The organism is Coprobacter tertius, assembly GCF_024330105.1.
GTDB lineage: Bacteria > Bacteroidota > Bacteroidia > Bacteroidales > Coprobacteraceae > Coprobacter > Coprobacter tertius.
The window spans coordinates 86,864-110,099 of record NZ_JANDHW010000006.1 but is presented as its reverse complement, the minus strand read 5'-3'; the positions used below and the strand labels follow the sequence as shown (position 1 = coordinate 110,099).

The window sequence follows — 23,236 nt, the reverse complement described above, 5'->3', positions numbered from 1 at the left end:
TGAAATTTTCTCATGGTGCCGAATTTTATCATCAGTATTTGCCCGTTTCTTGTTTTTATTTTATGTAACCATGTTCCAGTTATTTTTTGCATATATCGCGTCGAAAGCGGGTATTACATTATACAATGTTATCGGGACATGTCTGTTAGCATTTCCTTTTCGGATATTTCTATCTTTTTGATTACCCGTGCCGGATTTCCGGCTACGATTGCCAACGCCGGAACATTCTTAGTTACCACGCTGCCCGCTCCGACAATAGCACCATAGCCGATTTTTATACCCGGCAGTATCGTGGAATTAATGCCTATCCATACTTTGTCCTCGATTACGATCGGGCGTCCATAAGTGGCACTACGGTTCGCTGGGTCTGGGTCGTGGTTAATTGTAATCAGATTTACTTTCGGCCCGATAAATACTTCATTGCCAATTGTGATACCACCTCGTCCGAAAATGGTGCAACATTGTTGAATAAAACACCCTTTGCCTATATGTACGGGTATTCCATAGTCGATATATAGTGGGGGTAAGACAGTTGTAGATGCATCCAATTTTTTTCCGAGTATACGTTCCATATATTCATGTACCTCTTTAGGAGTTCGATACCCAGTGTTCATTTCAGCAGCGGTTTTCATTGTAGCGAAGATATCCGCAATCAGGTCACCGTAACCCGCTTCGTTGGGCGAAACCATTTCGCCGCTCAGATCTTTTCTAAAAATATCATTCATATGTTCTTTATTTTATCATTCTGATGCAAAAGTATACGGAACATAACACAAAAACTTTGCTGTACGGCTCAATAAGCTTTGTTGTGGAGACCATAAATTAAAAAGTCTTGTATCCGGGAAATGTCGCAAGGCTTTTTTGAATTATATTTTTATTTCAACTTTTTATTTTCTCTGTCGGAGTTACTCCGAACATTTCTTTATATATTTTCGAGAAATGAGAAAGGTTCTTGAAACCTACATCATAGCAAATTTCGGAAACTTTGCGGCCACCTTTATTAATTAATTCGTGCGCGGCTTCGAGGCGACGCTGTATCAGCCATTTCTGAGGAGAAAGAGAACTGTATTTTTTGAAATCCCGTTTGAATGTGGAAAGACTGCGGCCAGTGTAGTTGGCAATTTCTTCCATCGAGAGGTCATTCATGTAATTTTGTTCCAAAAATTCAAGAATATCGATCTTCCAAGGATCGGCAAAATCGAAAATAGAGGCATAAAGGCTTTTGCTGGTATGTAGAAGTACATATACGCCCTCGATCATTTTCAGTTGCAGTAATTCGTCAGTTGGTCGAATGTTAGAATCGAAATAAGGCTTCATAGATTCGAACAGACTAAGAATATCGGGACGGTTAGCCGGTAATTTGTAAAGACTTATTTTGTTTCGTTTTGCCTCTTTAGGTAATGTGGTTCGGTTTAATCTATTGTAAAAATCACGCAAAAATTTCGCGGTAAACATCAGGAATATAGCTTTGAACTGTTTCCCGTTGTGTGCCTTTTTGATCATCTGTACTCCGATATCCTTGCGGATAAAAGCACATTCGCCTCGACGCAAGCGGGTGATTTTGCCTCGTTCGTTAATTTCCAGTTCGCCCGAGTAAATATAAACCAATACGTGAGAGTGGTTCCGATGCAGGCAACTCATTTCTTCGTTGAAGTACATCGCCAGAAAGATATCCGAATAACGCAATGTATGGATTTTGTCTGTCATTTATTTTTTTATTTAATCGACTGTAATAATATTCCTATACAAAGGTACTCGATAGTAGGAATATTTGTTTTGTTGAGAAGTTCAAATATTGGGAGACGTAATCAAAGAACCCGACAACATATTATTCATCAGTTTGTTTGTCGTTTATGTATTTATTATATTTATGTAGCTCGACATCGTAGTTGTATGAGTGTCGGTAATATTGTTTTTTCGTTACATCTTATCGATCGTTCGATTTCGGTGTTGTGACTCGATTCACAACTTCATTCGTAACATTTTATATTTAAATAAAAATGATTATGTAATATAATATATGTATCATAATTTGCAATGTGCCGTTAAAATTACTTATCTTTAACCGGAGAAAAAATGAATCATATTCTTTTTTTTCTTTTTCAGAATAATTATTGACACTCTATTGTTTTATTATAACATAGCAAATTTGTATTTTAGAATATGATAAAATTTATTTTCGTATTGTTGTTTATTATATTTCCGGTTTTAACATCCTGTAAATATGAAGTAGATATTAATGATACTTCCCTTGGTGACAGCATACGTAAAGATACATTGGTACTGTTTATGCCGGTTTTTATATCTGATGATAATCCTGTAAGTGAAATTCCTATAGTAAAAGCTCTTTTATATGATCAGCATACGTTACCGGATACTTATACGTATCGTAAAGGAAAACGTGAGTTTCAATGGGAAAAAATGAAAAGGTATTTGGCCGAACTTGAAGAATGGCATCAGCGGAAACCGGTATGGGCTATATTGCAAAATTACAGGAACCGAAACGGTGAGGCTCCTTTGGTCGTTTCTTTTCGGAGGAACGAATATAAACGGGTAGCAGATACGCTGGGAGTAGAGCGTTATCAGTCGGTACCGTTATATATCCCCGGTGATACGGTAACTCCAGTTCGATATGGCAGAGACGGATCGTTAGTTATGTACCTTGGTTATGAAGGCCGATATGCGAAAATTGCTACCCTGAATAGGGACGAAATCAGGCAGGTTCCCTTAAAATATGTCAAAGTATTGCCCGATACATTGGTATTTAATAAAATAATATTTGTTGATGTGACCAACCAGAATGCTGCTGCTTTAGAAAAAGCGGAAAAAAAATGGTTGGTAAGAAGTATGAATCCCGTTACGACAGGTAAACACGGTCCGCCCTATATGCAGGAGACCCCGTTGGGTATTTTTGTGATACAAGAGCACAAACCTAAAATGATTTACCTGAAAGACGGGAAAGACGAACATGGCGGTTTCGCCCCTTTTGCCAGTCGCTTTACTAATGGCGGTTACATTCACGGAATTCCCGTAAATGAGCCGCATACCGATTTGATAGAGTTCAGTCCGTCATTAGGAACGGTTCCCCGTTCCCATATGTGTGTACGAAGCGCTACGTCCCATGCCCGTTTTATCTATGATTGGGCTGTACCGAAAGCAACTCTGGTAATCGTAATCAAATAAATTTAGGTTTAATGAGTCGTATAAAAAATATTTGAAATTAAATTTTCTTCTTTCATTTGCTAAATCGTTTAAATGAACTATATTTGTCTTTGAAAACAAGAATTTAGTTTGTATATAAGTAATACATGACTCGCGTATCTATAAAAAATATAGCCGACCGGTTAGGCGTTTCAAGTGCGACGGTATCTTTAGTCCTCAATGGTAAGGGCGAGAAGCTACGCATCAGTAAGGAAGTTGCCGAGAAAGTGAGGAAAATCGCCGACGAGTTAAATTACCGTCCGAACATGGCGGCCCGCAGTTTGAGAACGGGAAAAACAAGAACGCTGGGGCTGATAGTGGCTGATATTTCGAATCCTTTTTTTGCAAAATTAGCACGCTATATCGAAAATATTGCTGGTGAAAAGGGATATCAGGTCATGTTTGGAAGTTCAGACGAGTCAGCTGAAAAATTCGGACGTTTATTGGATCTTTTCATCGAAAAGAATGTAGATGGTATTATTATGGCTCCCCCTCAGAATAGTGAAGCCGTAGTCAAAGGATTAATGACTGAGAAAATCCCTTTTGTGCAGATAGATAGAGGAATAGAGGGTGTTCCTATTAGTTCGGTTCAAATTAATAATGAGCTGGCATCGTATGCTTTAACTGGATACCTGATAGAACAGGGATGTCGTAAAATTGCTTTTGTCGCATACAATATGGGGTTACCTAATATTTCGAAACGATGTACTGGCTATCGTAAGGCTTTACGCGATTATGGTATTGAGGTAAATGATTCTTTAGTCAGATCGGCGTCTTATGAACGGTTTGAGGAAGGGATAAATGATGCTATCGACGAATTGCTCGATGTTGGAATCGATTCGATCGTTTTTGCGACTAACCGCGTAGGAATACAATCTCTTATTCATTTGAAAGAGAGAAAAAAAATGACCGGATTACAGTTTGTGAGTATCGATTATACCGATGAATATGCACTATCTGATATTCCGATAACCTGTATAGAGCAACCCATTGGAGAATTAGGGGAAAGAGCATTGAATATTCTGTTTAGATATATCGACGATCCTTCTTATAATGTCATCGAACAAGTTATTTTACAAGCTAAAATATGTAAATGAATTTATATTATATAAGTTAATCGTATTAGCAAAAGAGTATTAATTTTTAAATTATCATCCATGAAACTGAAGTGCTTTGTTATTATGTGTGTATTTTTCCCTTTGTTGGTAAACGGGAAAACCCCTGTTAAAGAAAAGGGCGGGATTGTTATATCTAATGTAAAACCGATAGCTCGTCTTACTGGTAAATCTCTTCCTACCGATACGTTTCCGAATCCGAATAATACTGCCGGAGATTTTGATGTTTACGGGACCGATTTGGGTATAATGTGGAAAATGAAAGGGAACCGGATCGGCTTATTTTTTGGGGATACTAACGGAGAAGGTTTTGTTGCTGGTAAAGGCGGTGGAAATGGTTCTAATTGGCGTTCTAATGTACTGGCTTTTTCAAAAGATACACGGCTTGATGACGGTTTAACAATTGATGCTATGTTACTTGATGAAGAGGGTAAAGCCAGGGAAATCTGTGCAGGAGGTAAGTCAAATCCCGAGAAATACCAAACATCGATTCCTACATCAGCGATAAGGGCTGGGGGAATAGATTGTGTTCATTATATGAATATATATGATTGGGGTGCTCCGAACGGAAGATGGTTAACTAATTTTTCATCGGTATATGCTTCATCCGATGATGGGAAGACCTGGAACCGGCGATCGGAGGTAACATTTGGTCCCGACAGCCATTTTTCACAGGTCGCTTATGCTAAAAAAGATGGAATGATATATATGATAGGGACTCAGTCCGGACGGGGTGATGATGCTTATCTGGCTCGTTTTTCCGAAAAAGATATTTTGGATATGAGTAAATACGAGTATTGGAACGGTAAAAGAAAAGAATGGATAAAAGGGGATGAAAAAGCAGCAACACCTGTAATTCCCGGTCCTGTTGGAGAGGCATCTTTGATGTACCATAAAAAGTACGATAAGTGGATTATAACCTATAATTATGATTACGCTTATGATAAAGCGGCAAACCGTAAAGGACATGCAATTATGTACCGGGATGCCGATGATATTACAAAATGGGGGGAAATGAAAGTTTTGCTTTCTGATAAAGATTATAAAGGTTTGTATTGTGCGTTTATGCATCCTTTAAAAGATAAAGGGGATAAATTGTATTTTCTCATGTCATTGTGGGGACCTTATAATGTATTTCTTATGAGTGGCGATTTACATGAAAACCCATAAGGCACTTAAATGTATAAAAATTCTCATATTTAATATCAATGAAATATGTTGTCTTTAAAAAATAAATTATTGTTTTTATCTCTGTTCGTTTCTTTATCGTGTTTTTATGCTCAGGGAAAAGGGAAAAGCCCGGAAAAAAAAGTGGGAATAATTTCCGAGTTGGAACAAATGTATTTGTTAAAACAATTGCCCGCTTATCGTTCGGGGATTATTGAACAGGAGTCGAGTTACGATCGTACAGGAAAAAATGACGACGGTTTTTCGGGAAAATATTCTTATATCCGTAAAGAGGGAGATCAATTAGTACTGGCCGATTGGAAAGGACCGGGTGTTATCAATCGCATTTGGACGCCTACTCCTACGACCGATACGATTAAGTTTTACATAGATGGAGAAAAAAAACCTCGTATAAGTATCCCTTTTATCGATTTATTTTCCGGAAAAGTATATCCGTTTATAAATCCGATATGCGGTAACGAAGTCGGGGGATATTATTGTTATCTGCCTATACCTTACCAAAAATCGTGTAAGGTAGTATATACGGGTAAAAAAATGGAATTTTATCAGATACAAAGCCGTCTGCTACCTGAAAAAACTATAGTGAAGCCTTTTTCAATGATTCTCGATGACTCTGAAAATCGTGTTTTGGATAAAGTCTGTGAATATTGGCAAATACAAACTGATCCTTTACGGCAAACTGAAAAATTTGGGCCTATTGTTCGATCCGAATCGAAACAGTTTTTTATTTCTCCTGGAGAATCGGTACCTTTTTTTATCGATGATCGGGGAGGGCGTATAGTTGGGATAGAGATTGAGGCCGGTACCTCTTTTTATGGAGATAAAAAAGATATTTTGTTTCAGGCTTGTTGGGATGGCGATAACGTGATGGCTATAAATTGTCCGGTAGCCGATTATTTCGGGTATGCTTTCGGCAAACCATCTGTTAGGAGTATTTTGCTGGGAAGTTATAATGATGTAAATTATTCTTATTTGCCTATGCCTTACCGAAAGAAAGCTCAGCTGAAACTTACTTATGAAAAACGTAGTGAGGAACAACCGAAAATCGAGGTGAAGACTAAAGTATATTATTCAGATGATTCCCGTACAGAAGGAGAAGGTGCTCTATATACTATCTGGAGACGTGAAATCGATCCCGAAGAATACAAGCCTTATTTATTATCTCAAATTATGGGTAAAGGGCATCTTGTCGGTGTATTACATCAGGCTCAGGCACTGAAACCGGGAATGACCTTGTTTTTTGAAGGGGATGATATAACGGTTGCGGATAGAAAAATGAGGACTCACGGAACCGGTTCTGAAGATTTCTATAACGGGGGGTGGTATGCCTTGCTCGATCGTTGGGATAGGGGTGTTAGTTTGCCGATACACGGATCGATGGATTATTCGTTACCCATGGCTCGTACGGGAGGGTATCGATTTTTCCTTTCGGATAAGATGTCTTTCGAACAAGATTTTTTACAAACGATCGAGCACGGCCCCGAGGATAATAAATATCCGGTAGATTATACTTCTTTGACTTTTTATTATGGTGATCGGCCTGCGCCCCACTGTACAACCGATCCTGTTGAAGAGCTCCGAACAGTAAATCATCTGAAAGAACATATTTTTTATCCGCAGTTGATGAATATTACATTAGGGGGAAATACGCAAATCGAAAACAGAGGTAGATTTGTCGTTTCTGCTCAGGGGGAAGGAAGTGTACGTATTATGTTGGATGAATTGCCGGAAGGAATTTATAAAATTATGCTCACCTATTATGAAACACCCGAAGGGGGAGAATTTTCTGTATGGAATCGTCAGAAGATGATTTCTGATTGGAAAAGCGCCTATTCTCCTCAAGAAAAAGTATGTTTAAAACAATATATCGGAGAATTTAGCTTAACGAAGCATACCAATTCTGTTACGATAAAAATTCGTAATACGGATAAAGGGAAAAAATTTCATTTCGAAAACTTGTTTCTTGAAAAAATATAATACGATGAAGCGGGGCAGATAAGCCCCGCTTCATCGTATTATATTTCAGTTGTCGATGTCGGTGGTATCTTTATCTGCCATATTTTTATTTACGTCTATTTTAGCAATATAAAATCCACGGTCAGGAGTCCACTCAACACAAAATAAATCTTCGATATTATGATAACCTTTTCTTGACAGATTTTCTCTGAGCCATTTCTCTGATTTTCCAGCATTGTCTAATGATGTCATAATCAGTGAACCATTATTTACAAGAAGGTAAGATTCCGATTTAGAATTACGAGGCGATACGGTTACTTGACCATTCGTTTCAAAGCGTACATTATCGACATCTAACATCGAGAATATTCCTTTTTCACGGAGTAAAGTCCTGAATTGTTCCATTTCCAATCCATTACGTTTAAATTCCTTCATATTGATCTGTCCGTTGCGAACAATCATTACTGTATCTCCTTTAATTAGTCGTCGCATAAATTTAAATCGAAGCAGGTATCGTATACTCATATTAAAACACGTCCATACCGCTAATGAAAATACGAGTAGCCAGGCCGAAATATCCGGGCTGTAGATGACACCACCTACAAGAGCTCCTAAAACAAACGCATTTACCGAATCGAGAGGAGTAAGTTGGGCCATTTGTGTTTTCCCGGATATGCGCAGGAAGAAGAGTACCCCAATCATACCTACAACGATTTTAACGGCAATAGTGAAATAAATCATAGTGAATAAATTGAATTTTTGGACTTATAACGTTTATAAGGAGGTTTTGGTTGTTAATTATCTGGTATTTATTAAATGGTAGATGGTTGTTGTGATTGCAGAATATACTGCTAAATATATATAAATAATATATAACTTTATTAGTTAAATAATATGTGATTATTAAAATGTTTATTTTTATTGCTAAAAATAATTTTTTAAGTAATTCATAGTGCAATTGATAGGCTATTTTAATATTACCAGCAGGGGTAAAAAATGTACGATATTATATTTCAATAGTTTATTTATAATAGAATAAATATTTGTTTATAATGAGGAGTCGGATAAATCAAATTGATTATTTAAAATGTGTCTTTATCATTTTAATGGTAATTTTCCATTTGGTATATATCGGTGATAAATATCCTTATGCAAAACAGATAGTTTACACATTTCATATGCCTGCTTTTTTAGTAATATCGGGTTATTTAGTGAACGTACGTAAAAGTACAACACACTTTTTTAATACTATGTTATGGATATTTATTCCTTACACGGTTATGGAATTGGGGTATGTTTTAATGTCGGCAATACTTCCTGTTCGTGAAAGTGTAAGCGAAATAACTGTATATACTTTATTAAATAAAATCTTTATTTCTCCTTTAGGTCCATACTGGTACTTACATACACTGATCATTTGCAGTACGACTTATTATATTTTATTCCGCTTATTTTCATTTGTCAAACCGGTTTCATTGATCATTCTTTTAGGAATATGTCTATGGGGTATGGATCGGTTTATCGGTGTTTTATCTTTTGAAAATGCCATATATTTTATCATAGGAATTATATTTAGTTTGAGCGGACAGAATTTTCTCTCTTTTTTTAAACCTTCACTTTTTGCGTTGATACCGCTGGCAATCCTTTGTTATTATCCGATAAATTTAGACCGTTTTACTTTGTCTGGAATAATCATTGTTTGGTTGGTTATAAATGTTTTAATTTGGCTATACGATTATTTACCGCAAAAAATAAAGTCATCGAGTGTGTTTATCGGACGTAACACTTTAGTTATTCTACTATTTTCACCGATATTTACAATCTTATCTAAAATATTTTTGCCTTATCTCTCATTTGACAAAACCGGTATAATTTTTATGTGTATATCTTTAATTTTGGTATTCGGTGGTTGCTTTTTTATTGCATGGTGTATGGATAAAATGAATTTATCCCGTTTTTTTTGTGGTAAAACAAATATAATTCAGCTATAATAATTATTTTACCTGATATCGGATATAATACATCTTTTATGATTGTGTTAAATTTAAATGGTTGAAACTATGGAATTTCCTTTGAGATAGTAGTGTTTAAACCAGTGAATATCATTTTGTTAAAATATTAGTAGGTGATGAATTATGAGTAAAATCTCATTTATTTGACCACCAAAAATCCTCTAAAATTGTCTTTTTTGTCTATTTTTCGGACTTAGATTGGTGGTATCTTTTTAATCGAAGAGAAGAAAATTGGATAATATTTTGTGGTTTACAAATTACGTATTGATAATTAATTTATTTTGATTCCCTTTTTGGGGGTATAGTGTATTTCCAAAACTCCTCTTTATTGATTGCTCCAAGTAATATACCTAATTTCCCAACAATTAGTTTTTCATCTGGAAATGAAGCAAAATAATCATTAGCTTCGGGTTTGGCTATTAAAAAGAATCCTCCTTCTTTTAATATTTCAGGTTTAGCATGTAAAGAAGATGAACTAAAATAGTAATCATCACTTAACACGACTATCATATCAGACAAACCAAAAGTTCTGATTATTTTGTATGCATAAAAATCATCTAAATCAATAGGTTGAATTGAGTATACTTTATTATGACCTTTTAATGCATTCTCAATAAATGGTCTAATTGAATAATGTAAATCTTTTCCCATAATTACAATACTTTTTTAATAATATTTTTATCTACGAATGAGTTATACTCGGCGTTGTTTTTTGAATCGAAGAGTGTTACATGTAAATTCAATTTAAATTTAATCTTAAAATCAAATTTAAGCGCATTTACGCTATCAATCGATTTATTATCGTCTTTAGATAATAAGACGATATCAGCGTCTTTTGCCTCTTGTGGGTATAATAAAATAGAACCTATTAAGAATCCATTCTCAATATGTGATGATTTTATTTTTTTTGATAACCACCTTTGTATGTGCTTCAATCTTTTGTTGTCCTTTGCATAATTATAACACGTTCTTGTAATTATCTCTGATATATCTTTAGGAAATTGATGTTGAGTGTAATCGAAGTTAGGGTTTTTAACGTGCATATCAAACGCTTTTATATGCAAAATTAATTTATTAAAAATATCTTGATACTGATTTGGTATTAAATCTTTATTCTGCTCTATTAGGTTTTTAATAGCGTTGTTATTAGGTATGATCGAGTCTTTTTTTAGATTGTTCCAAACGGTTAAATCGGTCCTCAGTTCACCTACCTCTGTCGCATTTGAATTTGGTCCGCAATTTTTAAATATATATTCATTATCCCTTATAATAGGAAGTAGCTGCTGGCATAAAGCTCCAAAGTCATGAATATTATTTTGTTTAATTTTTTTATAAGCTGGTTCGTTAGGAGTTTCATACCTTAAAACTATATATTTGTGGACTGTATTATAAATCAATGCAATTATTATAACAGCGACACCAATTAACGAATCGTATCTCCCAATAATACCTATTTTAATTTCTCCTAAAATTATATTAACAATATCAATCCATAAAGGCGTTGTCAGCAAAGGTACTGCCGCTGTAATCAGAAGCCATGTGATTCGATTATAATATTGGGGCCGAAGTAGTTTAACTATATCGATAAAATTATTCCAATTCATAGGTTATATGCATTATCTTAATCCTTTATATTCATTTTCTTTGAAATAAGTTTCAATAGCTTTACGACTGTAAAAAATTGCTTTTTGACCGGGAATCTTAGTGTGTGAAATTTGTGATAAGTACGCATAAGGTACAACTTAGCTTTTGATTTACCCGTCTAATCAATCGTAAACATCTTTCTCTGTGATCAATCTTTGTCATTCGATACTTTACTAATTTGTCGGAGTATCGAGGTATTTATTTCTTGTTGTACTTCGGAGAGCTTTTCATGAATGACAAGTGTCGCTTTTATTAGTATTTTTGTTTTGAAAAAAGTCGCTTTCATTCATTTGATTCCGTTTGACCTCTATTTTGTTGTGAAGATACAAAAAATACGATTAATGAGTCGCATTATAAAATCTAATATCTACCTCAAAAATTACCTGCGAGGTGTTTTTGCTTTTGAATAGCAGAGATTTTTTTTGTCATTTATTTGTTTTTTGGAATTATTAAAATAGACTATTGAAAAGTTATCTTGAAGGTACTCAAGAGAGTTTTAACAGTTAGAATGTCCGTACCTGCTAAAATTCGAAGCGACCCATTTCCTTTCTACCTTAATCTGTATATAAATCGTTGTTCCATAGGTCGTTAATTGCAAAATTTATGATATTCTTCTATTTGTCTGTCAAAATACAGTTTGTTTAGATTACCTTCTTACCACACATATTTAACACAGTACACGGCTTTTTGCAAATCGAAGGTGTCATTTCCCGAAAGCATATCTTCCAATACGGTCTATAGTAAGTTTCGTTCGATTTTGCATTAGCAATTACTATAAAAAAGATCAGAAAACAAATTTGGATTCTTTTTCTATTGACGGATAAAACATTATTATCATTTGTCCCTATCGTCCTATATATAGTGATTTCCATTTTTATCATTTATTAGAGCCTCTATGTGACCCCATATCCAGAAGCTCCATCTTTTGCAATTAATATAGCCCACATGTCTGCCATCGGGATCAATGAACTTAATGGGATTATTCAAGCAATATACGCACGGCGAAATGGAATAATATTTCTCGCAATGCGGGCCGGGCTGCATCGCCACAATTTCGGGAGACCAATGGGGAGATCAACTTTACTTACGTGGATGAATAATGGAGTGACAAGAATTAGTATTCTGCCGATATATTATAATTAAGGTATAGAACAAAAACGGTGCAGCTCACAGTATGCGTATTGCACTGTGGGTTGCACCGTTGGTCTCTCAATCGGTATCAATCGGGAGACTATGCAAAAGTTATTTGGGTATTTCGTCAAGGCATGAGCATGGCGATTTGTTGGAAAAGACTATTTGCAGACAGGAATATAATTAAGAGGGTGGCTTGTTGGAAAACGCAATGTATCAGAATGCGTCACAGCGTGTTATTGGATTGGTTTCTCCGTTGAGATCCAAAAGAAAAATCCCTTGAAAATCAATTATTTTCAAGGGATTTGAATTGTTTTGGCGGTGCGGACGGAAGATGAACCTAAGTTTTAATCTTCACTGAACCAATATTTTAATAAGCTCGAAATTCTTTCTCCCACTAATAAACCCACGTGTGCAATACTTTGGCTTGCTCGGTGTTGCGATAGTTGTTTGAGTTGGTACAGATATAGTAATATTTAGAATGTATTTCTGTTTTTTAGGCAAACTAATCTTCAATAAGTTGTTCAGTTTCCTTTAACTTATTCTTGGTGATGTCTGCACACATTCTTAATATGCTTTCATTATCTTTCTTAATTTGCTGTTTTTGATGTTCACCAAGGGAATTATCTTCATCTACGCTAATATTAGACTGTTTAATTATACATTCAACAGCTTTATCTACTGTTGTAGATTTTATTTGAGATTTATATCCCATTACGTTAATAATAACAACATTTAAAAATTCAGCGCATTCAGGAATGCGAATGAAAACTTTTAAACAATTTACCATGTTTTGCGATTGTATATCTTTATTTTTAGACAGAATATCTATAAATAAATCTACTATGGTAACATTTTTATTTTCCATTTTATTACTATTATATGATATTTACTTATTGGACAAACCTAACCTTTGAGCAAAATTTACAGCCTCAATCGAATTATTAGCTTTTAGCTTTTGCAATATATTTTGTCTATGAGTATTCACCGTATTGATGCTAACTTTCAAAGTATTTGCTATCTCCTTACTTAACAAACCTTGCTTCATCAACCGCAAAACCTCCAACTCTCTATTTGTTAAAGGTTCATCCAATGTATCAGATAAATCTATAAAAATCTGCTCTCCCGTTTTTAAATTGTATAAATGACTTTTAATAATTTCTGATTCATGTCTTGCATCAACATCAATAACCGACAGCATAAGCCAAATATTGCCTGATTTATCCAACTCAATGACCTGTTCCTGCTCTATTATACGGATATATTCACCTCGTAGATTCCTTACCCGCATTTCATGAATGGCTTTATAGTTCATTTTTTCTTCATTGAAGAACGAACTTAATATCGAATAGATTTTCTTTCTTACAAGTAATCCGTAGTATATATCATCCGGATGTATAACCTCTACTACCGGCTGATGCCCGTCTATAAACAATCTATGGGAATCAAGCCCATATAATTCAGGAATGTTATCAGAAACAAATACAAATTTTTTAGTATAGCAATCAAACGCCAACACAATACTGTGCGTAACTTCCGAGAGTTTTTTCCAGTCCTTTTTCCTTTCTTCGAGAATGGAATAGTCTACCTCATCAAGTAGTATGTTTAATGTCGGGAGTAAGTTTATTATTTGCTTCTCAATTTCCTCAATTATCATATTTTAAAAATATCTGATTATTAGACATTTGCACGTTCTCTCATTATAAATGACTATTGCCTTTAGAGTCTATTGCTTCTATCTTTGCACAAAGATAATGAAATCAGTATAAGTATAAGATAAATAGATGTTTAATATTTTAATTCATGTAGTATGATAAAGAAAATTTGTTTAATGACACGTAGCGGAAAAGAGGTTGTAGGAGGTCGAGTAGTTGTTACTTCTGAGTTTGAAGCTAACAGGGAAAGTATTTGGTGTAAAATTCAGGATATTGATACCTTAAGAAAAATTTGCAAGCCAAAAGCCAGTTTTATATCTTATGATAATATTTCTCCTACTTGGAAAGAAGGGAAAAAATTTTGCTTTAAAATGTTCCTACATGGATTTATTCCTGTAGGAAAACATACAATAAACGTAATCAAAATGGATAAAAGTACAGGAGAGATAGTAACAAATGAGTATAATAAAAAAGTAACTATATGGAATCATTATATCAAAATGGAAGAAATTTCTCCTAATGTAACAAGATATACAGATATGGTCGATTTATATGCAGGTGGTTTAACAGCTCTTGTCGCTTGGTGGACGCTTAAATTTTATAAACATAGGCAGAAAAAATGGCAGAAGATAGCAAAAAACTTATAAAACAATTACACTTTGTCTTCTAAGAAAGATTATGCCAAAATGGGATTTAACAGAAAAACAAATATATAAATTGCTAAAGCATCCTTGCCAAAAGGAAAAATCTGTGATAGAAGAAATAACTTCTGCATATCTTGAATTTGTTGAAGATTTATTCGATTATCTCAATAAAGAGCATGATAATAAAATACTTATCAGGCAATTAAATATGAGTTATATAGATTTCGGAACAATAAAAGCATTAGAAGAAACTTCTCCTACTGAAAATAATAAACTGAAAATTATATATCTTGATAAACTCTTTTCTTTGATAAATATGGAAGAAGAACTAATCTATCGCCAAATGGAATATCCAAAATTTTTCATCAATATAGAATCTGATTGGAAATCTCCATTCTACTTAAACAATGAGGTTATTAAAATCGTAGATATAATGGAATTGGTTTGTGTTATTTTTTATATCAGAGATGGAATAGTTCGGATTGATAACAAAGACATCTTTTTAAGTGATGTTGCCCGGATTTTTGAAAAGATGTTCAACATTAATTTTAGAGATATATACAAAAAAGAAATTGCGGTTATCAAAAGAAAACCTACTAAAATAACAGAATTTTTAGATAGCTTGAAAGTCGCTATTATAAAAAAGAGCAGAGATAATGGTTATAACCATTTGTAAAAATGATTTTTCTTGTTATATTGATATTCAACGTGCTACGAATTATTTATGGGGGATTAGGTGTACCATTCCCCCATTTTCTTTGCTTCCCTTTTCCGAACTTTGCTTCATCAATTGATTGGTAATCATTTATGTATAACCTGAAAAATGAAGTAATATGTATGTAGATAATTACGATTTCAAAGACTGGATGCTAAAGCTACTTGATAAACTGGAAGAAGTAGGTAAAGATGTAAAGAGTTTGCAAACCAATCCCGAAGTAATGCCCGGTGATAAGCTACTGGATAATCAAGACTTATGTCTGTTGTTCAAAGTCAGCACCCGGACATTACAGAGATTGAGAAGCAAGAAACTGCTGCCCTTTATGATGATTAGCGGAAAAGCCTATTACCGGGCTTCCGATGTACGAGAGTTCATAAAGGAACGGTTCGATGTGGGCACGCTTCAAAAGTTCGAAAAAGAACATGGAGCAAATAAGTAAGGCTGAAAAACATCCCGGATCTGTACACGTGGCAGTTCCGGGATGTTTTTTCTTTTGGGCAAGTTTTTGTTGTTCTTCCGCCGATATTTACTTTCTATTTAAAATAAAAGTCTTATTGCCTTTGCTTAGAATAATGAGCTTCAAGGTTATGCAATTGCTGTATAAATAGATTAGTCTGCTTACTGTTTTCTACCTTATCGTATAAACTAACCATTATATATTCTTGCAATAAATCCTTGTTTGTTATGCAGTGACTGAAATCATATACTTTTGTATCGGGATCTAACTTTGTTGTATCTTGAACATTAATATGGTCGGGAATATATCCGTATACATTGGTATAATATGTGGTTTTATTCCATTTCCATGTATAAGTACGAGATCCTCCAAAACTATCAGAATTATATGTTTTAATAAAATATAAAATTCGTAGCTTTTTATATAAATATGATGCAAAAATGATAAATCCAACGACTAAAACTATTATCCACAATGATATTCTATAGTTTAGATATGAAGATGGAATACTAAAAAGTATTTCCAAAATTCCTATTAGAGACAAGATTCCTCCAATAATCGGATTTGTAAAAAATAGTATCAACTTTTTCATATGCTCAATTTTTTGTTTTCACTTGTATACTTAGATTTAAACCAGTTTTTTGCTATCCAAAAATTAGTGAGAGAAAGCTGATTCGCTTTGCGCTTTTGTTCTTCCTCAACTATATAACCTTTTTTTCAAAAAAGGACGAGCGGTTAAACTCACTTCAGATGTGATCCGCATAATCCCAACAGTGTTTGCATATCGTTCTATTTCTTCTAAAAGTATCGTAGCAATACCTTCACCCTGAAAATCTTTATGAATAAACATAGAGTGTAAATAACCTTGAAGAGTGATAGATGAAAAACCTACGATTTCTGACCGTTGATTAATAGCTACAATAAAATAGTGAGTTTTTATCATATCTTCTATTTCAGAGAGATTATCTCCGCACGTTGCCCAGTCTTCAACTTTCTCTTGTGAATAATTGCGCCTGTTTATTGCAAGAACAGTATTTTGAAATAAGTTTTTTAGCTCAATGACATCCGATTGCTGAGCTACTCTGATTATAAAATCTGCTTTCATATTCTGTTTTATATAAAGTATATTTTTTTATGGGGAAATTACCTATTTTTTTATTATTCGTTTAGTAATGTAGTATAATTTAATTTACATGCTAATCCTTTTCTTAAATAATCCCTTTAGGTAGTTCTTTAAATCTATTAGTTTTATGTTATGTTTTAACTCTATTTTCATTGCACTTAGACAAAATAATATTACAAAACTATTAATATCAATATCTTTCAGGTCGAAAATAAAATTACCAAGCAATTTGATATGTAGAAAATCAAGTATACCTCTTTTCCATACTAAAATACCTAAATACGAGCAAATTACAACAGCTGTGAAAAGTATATTGATACATCAAGAATCTTGTTACGAGAATCAAAGCTTTTGAAGAAATTATATCCTATAAATTGAATAAGACAAACTATAGATAATATCATGACGAGAAACTACGCATACGGTACAGTCTGTTATAAACACGTTAAATTTTAAAGGTTAAAACTACGAAGTTACCCAGAATAGAATAGTGTGTAAAGTATTGTAATTCAGTGAATTGTATACCTAAAAGGTGACAAAAATTCGACGACAAAAAATGTCACCTATCGGGACACCGGATACCCCCTAAAACTGCCTTATTTTGCCTGTTTGCTTAAAAACAGAAAACCCTGAAAGTCATTAACTTTCAGGGTTTTGCATCTTTTTTCTTAAGGTTTTGGCGGTGCGGACGGGACTCGAACCCGCGACCCCATGCGTGACAGGCATGTATTCTAACCAGCTGAACTACCGCACCATTTCTGAATAGCGGTTGCAAAGGTAATTGTTTTTTTGATTCCGGCAAGAGTTATCTTAGAATTTTAAAGTAATGCGCATCGATAATAAGAATTCCCAGTACCTAAACTAATTGGGTGTGAACGAAAAACAGGGCGAAAAGAGTAAAATATAAAAAATGTAAAATTATGTACCCGGTGTATTTTTGCGAAAAAAATAAAAATTACGTTCATCCGGATATATATTTAATGAAGCAGTTTTTGGCCTTCGGTTATTTTTTTTATTTTTGTCTCTCTTATTTTAAAAAGGCATTATGCTGAATATATTGATCATATTACTTAATTTGTTTACGGTTTTACCACGGGAAACCGTAATTATTACCCATAACCCGGTTACAATAGAGCAACCTCTTAAAATACCTTTATTATTAAGTGGTAATTTTGGAGAATTGCGTAATAATCATTTTCATTCGGGACTCGATTTTAAAACGCAAGGAAGAACCGGACTACCTGTTTATTGTGCCGACGACGGATATGTTTCGAGAATAAGCGTATCGCCTTATGGATATGGTTATGCATTGTATGTAGACCATCCGAGCGGTATTACGACTGTTTACGGGCATCTCTCTCGGTTTGCTCCGTTTATTGCCGGGATTGTGGAACGTAAGCAATATGAAGCTGAAAGTTTTACGGTAAATCTTTATTTTAAGAAAGATGAAATAAAGGTACACCGGGGACAAATAATTGCATATAGTGGTAATACGGGTAGTTCAGGCGGTCCTCATTTGCATTTTGAAATGCGTGAAACACAATCGGAATTTCCTATAAATCCTGCATTATATTTTAAAGATAAGTTGACGGATACTCGTGCGCCCGAGGTGCGATTGGTATCTGTTTTTCCGGTACCGGGGGAAGGGGTCGTTGCCGGTAAAGGTCGTCGTTTCGACCTAAAACCTGTAACTCAAGGAGGAACGTCTTATACAACGTCGATCGAACCGTCGGTATGGGGGAATATTTATTTCGGAGTGAAAGCTTATGATCGTATGAATAATACGGGAAATATTTATGGAATATATTCGTTGCGTGTATGGGTAGATGAAAAACCTGTTTTTTCTTTTTTTATCGATCGTTTTTCTTTTGATGTAACTCGCTCGGTAAACTCATTGATCGATTATGCCGATTGGCGTAAAAATCGTTCGTTTGTTATGCGTTGTCTGGTAGATCCGGGAAATCCCCTTCCTATTTATTCGGGAGTCGTTAACGGGGGAGTCGTTACAATCGATGAGGAACGGGACTATCATATCCGATATCAACTTTCAGATATTTTCGGTAATACGAGTAATGTTTCATTTACGGTAAAAGGGAGAAAACAACCGATTCCTTCGTTAATTCCTAAACAAGGTGAACGGCTATTCAGATATGATACCGAGTATTTTGTGAAACGGGATGGCTTGGAATGGACATTGCCGAAAGGAACGTTATTCGAAAATTTTATATTCGGGTATTCTTGTGTAAGCAGTCCTGCATATGTATCGGCTATACATAACATCGGTGATGAGTATATTCCTTTGAAGGGATATACGACACTCCGCATTAGAGTCGATAAAGATACTATTGCCGATAAGAGACAGTACTATATGGTGCGAATTACCGGTGCGGGGCAAGAAACTTCGTGCGGAGGGAAATACGAAAACGGTTATCTTACGGCAAAGGTTCGCGATATGGGACGTTATGCAATTAAAATCGATACCGAGGCTCCTGTTTTACTCCCTTTAAAGGAAGCAACGTGGGGAAAAACGGGATTGATTCGTATACGTATAAAAGAACAGGGGAGCGGTTTGTCTTCTTTCAGGGGAGAAATCGATGGAAAATTTATTTTATTCTCTATGGACGGAAAAACAAATATTGCAGAATGCCGTCTTTCAACAAAACATGTTGTGAAAGGGAAAATGCATAAAGTCATATTTTTTGCGACCGATGGTTGCGGTAATACCCGTAAATACGAAACGAAATTTTATTGGTAAATATATAGAAACTAAAACTAAATAACACACGATGAAAAAATTATCATTTTTGTTGACGGCATCGCTGATTTTCAGTTTTGCACAAGTAGAAGCCTGTACCAGTTTGCTGGCGGGCCGTAATGCGACGACCGACGGTTCTACCTTTATAACTTATTCGGCCGATTCTCATACTTTATACGGAGCTTTACCATATTTCCCTGCGGCGACTTATCCGAAAGGGACCTTACTGGATATCACCGATTGGGATACCGGTAAGCCGTTGGGCAGTATTGCTCAGGTAGAACGTACTTATGCTGTGATAGGACATATGAACGAATATCAAGTATCGGTAACAGAGTCGACTTGGGGCGGCCGTCCGGAATTACAGGATACTACAGGTGTTGTCGATTATGGAAGCCTTATGTATATTGCTTTACAGCGTTCCCGTACAGCCAGAGAAGCGATAAAGGTAATGACCGATTTGGTGAAGAAATACGGCTATAACAGTACGGGAGAATCTTTTTCGATTGCCGACCCCAACGAAGTGTGGATAATGGAAATGATAGGGAAAGGACCTCATAATAAGGGGGCGGTATGGGTAGCCGTACGTATTCCTGACGATTGTATTTCGGCCCACGCTAATCATTCACGTATACATACCTTCCCGTTGGATGATAAGGAGAACTGCATGTATTCACCCGACGTTATTTCTTTTGCTCGAGAAAAGGGTTATTTCAACGGTTTAAATAAAGATTTTAGTTTTTCGAATGCATATGCCCCCGCCGATTTCGGTGCATTGCGTGCCTGTGAAGCTCGTGTTTGGTCTTTTTTCCGTAAGTATAATAAGAACATGGACAGTTATTTGTCTTATATAAAAGGTGAATCGAAGACGCCGATACCTTTGTATATAAAGCCCGATAGAAAGTTATCGGTACAGGATATGAAAAACGGTATGCGCGATCATTTCGAAGGGACTCCGTTTGATATGACACAGGATATTGGAGCCGGTCCTTTTAAAAGTCCGTATCGTTTTCGTCCGATGACGTTTAAAGTCGATGGTCAGGAATATGTTATGGAACGGGCTATCGCTACCCAACAAACCGGTTTTACTCTTGTCGCTCAAATGAGATCGTGGTTGCCTGATGCGATCGGAGGAGTACTTTGGTTTGGAGTGGATGATGCAAATACTTGTATATATGTGCCTATCTATTGTTGTACGACTGAGGTTCCCGAATGTTTTAGCCCCGATAACGGCAGCCTTTTGAAATTATCCTGGACTTCTGCATTTTGGGTACACAACTGGGTCGCTAATATGGCTTATGACCGATATAATTTGATGATAGAAGATATAAGGCCTGTACAGGAACAGATCGAAACGGACTTTAATACCATGCAACCTATAATCGATAAAGCGGCGACAGAAATGTATAAAAATGATAAAACGGCTGCTATACGTTTTCTTACGGCATATAGTGTCGCACAGGCTCAACAAACGACAGCCCGCTGGAAAGATTTAGGTGAATATCTGCTTGTAAAGTATCTCGACGGTAATCGAAAAAAAGAGAAAGATGGAAAATTTATGTTGAATCCTTATGGAAAACCCGAATCTCCTGATTTCCCCGGTTATTCCGAAGAATATTATAGGGCAGTGGCAAAAGATGCCGGCGATCGTCTGAAAGTTACGTTCTAAAATATGACTTTTATATTCGGAATTGATAAAATTTTTACGTAAGTTTGTATAATTACAGTAAGTAATTAATCTATAACTTTATAATGATATGGAAAACGAAACCCTTTTGAAAGAAGTGACTGCGAAGGCACAAACCTGGTTAGGCGATGGTTATGATGAAAAGACCAGAGCCGAAGTACGCAGAATGCTCGAGAATGAAGATAAAACTGAATTAATAGAATCGTTTTACAAAGATTTGGAATTCGGTACCGGAGGTTTGCGTGGTATTATGGGAGCCGGAAGTAATCGTATGAATATATATACGGTTGGTGCTGCGACTCAAGGGTTATCTAATTATTTGAAAAAAGAGTTTGCCGATTTGCCTCAGATAAAGGTCGTTGTGGGTCATGATTGCCGTAACAACAGTCGTTTGTTTGCAGAAATTTCGGCCGATATATTTTCTGCAAATGGAATTAAAGTTTATTTGTTCGAATCTTTACGCCCTACTCCTGAAATGTCGTTTGCTATTCGTGAATTAGGTTGTCAGAGTGGTATCATCATTACAGCATCTCATAATCCGAAAGAATATAACGGTTATAAAGCATATTGGAATGATGGGGCTCAAATGATTTCCCCGCACGATAAAAATACAATTGCCGAAGTGAATAAAATACGTTCGGCTAAAGACATTAAGTTTAAAGGGAATCCCGAGTTGATAGAAATAATCGGGGAAGAAATGGATAAATTGTTTATCGAACGCATTAAAACTCTTTCGTTAAGTCCGGAAGCTATCGAACGGAATAAAGATTTGAAGATTGTTTATACTCCCATACATGGGACTGGTGTAAAATTGGTTCCCATGTCATTGCATGCTTTCGGATTTACTAATGTTATACATGTCCCAGAGCAAGATGTGGTAAGTGGTGATTTCCCTACTGTTGTATCACCGAATCCCGAAGAACCTGCAGCTCTCGATTTAGCGATTAAGAAAGGAATAGAGGTGGATGCGGATATCGTTATGGCATCAGATCCCGACGCCGACCGTATCGGTATCGCTATTAAAAACGATAAGGGAGAGTTTATTCTTGTAAACGGAAATCAGATATGTATGATATTCCTTAATTATCTGATTACCCGTTATAAAGAATTAGGATTGCTTACAGGTAATGAGTTTATCGTTAAAACGATTGTAACGACTGAACTTATAAAGGACATTGCCGAAGCGAATAATGTACCTTATTACGATTGTTATACCGGATTTAAATGGATTGCTGCCGTAATTCGTGAAAATGAAGGAAAGAAAAAATATATCGGTGGGGGAGAAGAAAGTTACGGTTTCTTGGTAGAGGATTTCGTACGTGATAAGGATTCGGTTTCAGCGATTTCTATCATGGCCGAGATTGCAGCATGGGCAAAAGATAACGGCAAAACGATGTACGAAATGTTGCAGGATATATACCTGAAATACGGATATTCTAAGCAACAGGGTATTTCGGTTGTACGTAAAGGAAAATCGGGAGCTGAAGAGATCGAAGCCATGATGAAAAATTATCGGGAACATCCGATGAGTGAAATTGCAGGATCTAAAGTAGTACTTATTAAAGATTATGTTTCTCTTGTTGCCAACGATTTGGTGGAAAATGAAAAATATACTCTCGATATGCCTACTACATCTAATGTTCTTCAGTATTTTACCGAAGATGGTACGAAAGTATCGATCAGGCCTTCGGGTACCGAACCGAAGATTAAATTCTATATTGAGGTAAGAGGTGAGCTCAAGTCGAGAGATGATTATGATAGAGCAAATGCCGAAGCCGATAAGAAGATCGAGGCGGTAAAGGCTTCCTTGGGAATCTGACAGAAGTATAAGTTTCTATAAAAAAAGGTGTTGTGGTAACCCTCAACACCTTTTTTATAGTCACATGTTTTTGTTTTATACAAAAAGAAAAAGACGGAAACTCCGTCTTTTTCTTTATAATATTTATTGAT

Annotated in this window: 20 protein-coding genes, 1 tRNA gene and 1 pseudogene; 11 read left to right on the top strand and 11 right to left on the bottom strand. The window is 35.4% G+C overall.

Translation table 11 applies throughout. The features are described from left to right. Positions 1-128 precede the first annotated feature (128 nt). Together NMU02_RS07645 and NMU02_RS07640 are read right to left on the bottom strand one after the other, a co-directional pair. Positions 129-725, bottom strand: a complete 597-nt coding sequence (locus NMU02_RS07645) for a DapH/DapD/GlmU-related protein (protein WP_255027124.1) — start codon at positions 723-725, stop codon at positions 129-131. Positions 726-879: 154 nt separating this feature from the next. Next, a complete protein-coding gene (locus NMU02_RS07640; RefSeq protein WP_255027122.1) occupies positions 880-1,707 on the bottom strand; it encodes an AraC family transcriptional regulator in 828 nt (275 codons plus the stop codon). A gap of 456 nt (positions 1,708-2,163) precedes the next feature. Here NMU02_RS07640 and NMU02_RS07635 point away from each other — a divergent pair, with 456 nt between their 5' ends. The 4 genes from NMU02_RS07635 to NMU02_RS07620 all read left to right on the top strand — a co-directional run bounded on the left by NMU02_RS07635 (position 2,164) and on the right by NMU02_RS07620 (position 7,481). Beyond that, a complete protein-coding gene (locus NMU02_RS07635) occupies positions 2,164-3,183 on the top strand; it encodes a L,D-transpeptidase (protein ID WP_255027120.1) in 1,020 nt (339 codons plus the stop codon). A 125-nt stretch (positions 3,184-3,308) separates the two neighbouring features. Then, positions 3,309-4,298: a LacI family DNA-binding transcriptional regulator gene (locus tag NMU02_RS07630; protein ID WP_255027118.1), complete on the top strand. Its 990-nt coding sequence runs from the start codon at positions 3,309-3,311 to the stop codon at positions 4,296-4,298. Between the two features lie 60 nt (positions 4,299-4,358). Next, entirely contained in the window at positions 4,359-5,486 is a 1,128-nt protein-coding gene (locus tag NMU02_RS07625; RefSeq protein WP_255027116.1) for a glycoside hydrolase family 183 protein, read from the top strand. 45 nt (positions 5,487-5,531) lie between these two features. Beyond that, on the top strand, positions 5,532-7,481 hold the full coding sequence (locus tag NMU02_RS07620; RefSeq protein ID WP_255027115.1) for a DUF2961 domain-containing protein: 1,950 nt from the start codon (positions 5,532-5,534) through the stop codon (positions 7,479-7,481). 45 nt (positions 7,482-7,526) lie between these two features. On the opposite strand, the gene NMU02_RS07615 is transcribed toward NMU02_RS07620, so the two are convergent. Then, positions 7,527-8,201: a DUF421 domain-containing protein gene (locus tag NMU02_RS07615; RefSeq protein ID WP_255027113.1), complete on the bottom strand. Its 675-nt coding sequence runs from the start codon at positions 8,199-8,201 to the stop codon at positions 7,527-7,529. Positions 8,202-8,512: 311 nt separating this feature from the next. On the opposite strand from NMU02_RS07615, the gene NMU02_RS07610 reads away from it, so the two are divergent. Next, on the top strand, positions 8,513-9,451 hold the full coding sequence (locus NMU02_RS07610) for an acyltransferase family protein (protein ID WP_255027112.1): 939 nt from the start codon (positions 8,513-8,515) through the stop codon (positions 9,449-9,451). 297 nt (positions 9,452-9,748) lie between these two features. On the opposite strand, the gene NMU02_RS07605 is transcribed toward NMU02_RS07610, so the two are convergent. The 5 genes from NMU02_RS07605 to NMU02_RS07585 all read right to left on the bottom strand — a co-directional run bounded on the left by NMU02_RS07605 (position 9,749) and on the right by NMU02_RS07585 (position 13,904). After that, positions 9,749-10,123: a hypothetical protein gene (locus NMU02_RS07605; protein WP_255027111.1), complete on the bottom strand. Its 375-nt coding sequence runs from the start codon at positions 10,121-10,123 to the stop codon at positions 9,749-9,751. Positions 10,124-10,125: 2 nt separating this feature from the next. Beyond that, positions 10,126-11,076, bottom strand: a complete 951-nt coding sequence (locus tag NMU02_RS07600) for a hypothetical protein (RefSeq protein WP_255027109.1) — start codon at positions 11,074-11,076, stop codon at positions 10,126-10,128. A gap of 188 nt (positions 11,077-11,264) precedes the next feature. Beyond that, positions 11,265-11,402, bottom strand: coding sequence for a hypothetical protein (locus tag NMU02_RS07595; RefSeq protein ID WP_255027107.1), 138 nt, complete (start codon positions 11,400-11,402; stop codon positions 11,265-11,267). Between the two features lie 1,350 nt (positions 11,403-12,752). Further along, positions 12,753-13,115, bottom strand: coding sequence for a hypothetical protein (locus NMU02_RS07590; protein WP_255027106.1), 363 nt, complete (start codon positions 13,113-13,115; stop codon positions 12,753-12,755). Between the two features lie 21 nt (positions 13,116-13,136). Next, positions 13,137-13,904 (bottom strand): LuxR C-terminal-related transcriptional regulator, encoded by a 768-nt coding sequence (locus NMU02_RS07585; protein WP_255027103.1) that lies wholly within the window; start codon positions 13,902-13,904, stop codon positions 13,137-13,139. A gap of 153 nt (positions 13,905-14,057) precedes the next feature. Between NMU02_RS07585 and NMU02_RS07580 the strand changes: the two genes are divergently transcribed. The 3 genes from NMU02_RS07580 to NMU02_RS07570 all read left to right on the top strand — a co-directional run bounded on the left by NMU02_RS07580 (position 14,058) and on the right by NMU02_RS07570 (position 15,703). Beyond that, positions 14,058-14,549, top strand: a complete 492-nt coding sequence (locus NMU02_RS07580; RefSeq protein ID WP_255027101.1) for a hypothetical protein — start codon at positions 14,058-14,060, stop codon at positions 14,547-14,549. A gap of 31 nt (positions 14,550-14,580) precedes the next feature. Next, positions 14,581-15,222, top strand: coding sequence for an RteC domain-containing protein (locus NMU02_RS07575; protein ID WP_255027099.1), 642 nt, complete (start codon positions 14,581-14,583; stop codon positions 15,220-15,222). Between the two features lie 157 nt (positions 15,223-15,379). Next, on the top strand, positions 15,380-15,703 hold the full coding sequence (locus NMU02_RS07570; protein WP_255027097.1) for a helix-turn-helix domain-containing protein: 324 nt from the start codon (positions 15,380-15,382) through the stop codon (positions 15,701-15,703). 112 nt (positions 15,704-15,815) lie between these two features. Here NMU02_RS07570 and NMU02_RS07565 read toward each other — a convergent pair whose 3' ends face one another. The 3 genes and pseudogenes from NMU02_RS07565 to NMU02_RS07555 all read right to left on the bottom strand — a co-directional run bounded on the left by NMU02_RS07565 (position 15,816) and on the right by NMU02_RS07555 (position 17,598). Then, the gene (locus tag NMU02_RS07565; RefSeq protein ID WP_255027096.1) at positions 15,816-16,313 is read right to left on the bottom strand and encodes a hypothetical protein; all 498 of its coding nucleotides are present in this window, start codon (positions 16,311-16,313) and stop codon (positions 15,816-15,818) included. Next, positions 16,310-16,826: pseudogene (locus NMU02_RS07560) on the bottom strand (GNAT family N-acetyltransferase). Before NMU02_RS07560 ends, NMU02_RS07565 begins: the two are co-directional and overlap by 4 nt. Before the next feature lie 695 nt (positions 16,827-17,521). Then, positions 17,522-17,598 (bottom strand) — tRNA-Asp (locus NMU02_RS07555). Positions 17,599-17,889: 291 nt separating this feature from the next. Between NMU02_RS07555 and NMU02_RS07550 the strand changes: the two genes are divergently transcribed. From NMU02_RS07550 to NMU02_RS07540, 3 genes are all read left to right on the top strand, one after another. Continuing rightward, complete coding sequence (locus tag NMU02_RS07550; RefSeq protein ID WP_255027095.1) at positions 17,890-19,599, top strand: M23 family metallopeptidase; 1,710 nt, start codon at positions 17,890-17,892, stop codon at positions 19,597-19,599. A 31-nt stretch (positions 19,600-19,630) separates the two neighbouring features. Further along, entirely contained in the window at positions 19,631-21,268 is a 1,638-nt protein-coding gene (locus NMU02_RS07545; protein WP_255027093.1) for a C69 family dipeptidase, read from the top strand. Between the two features lie 88 nt (positions 21,269-21,356). After that, positions 21,357-23,105 (top strand): phospho-sugar mutase, encoded by a 1,749-nt coding sequence (locus NMU02_RS07540; RefSeq protein ID WP_255027092.1) that lies wholly within the window; start codon positions 21,357-21,359, stop codon positions 23,103-23,105. Positions 23,106-23,236 lie beyond the last annotated feature (131 nt).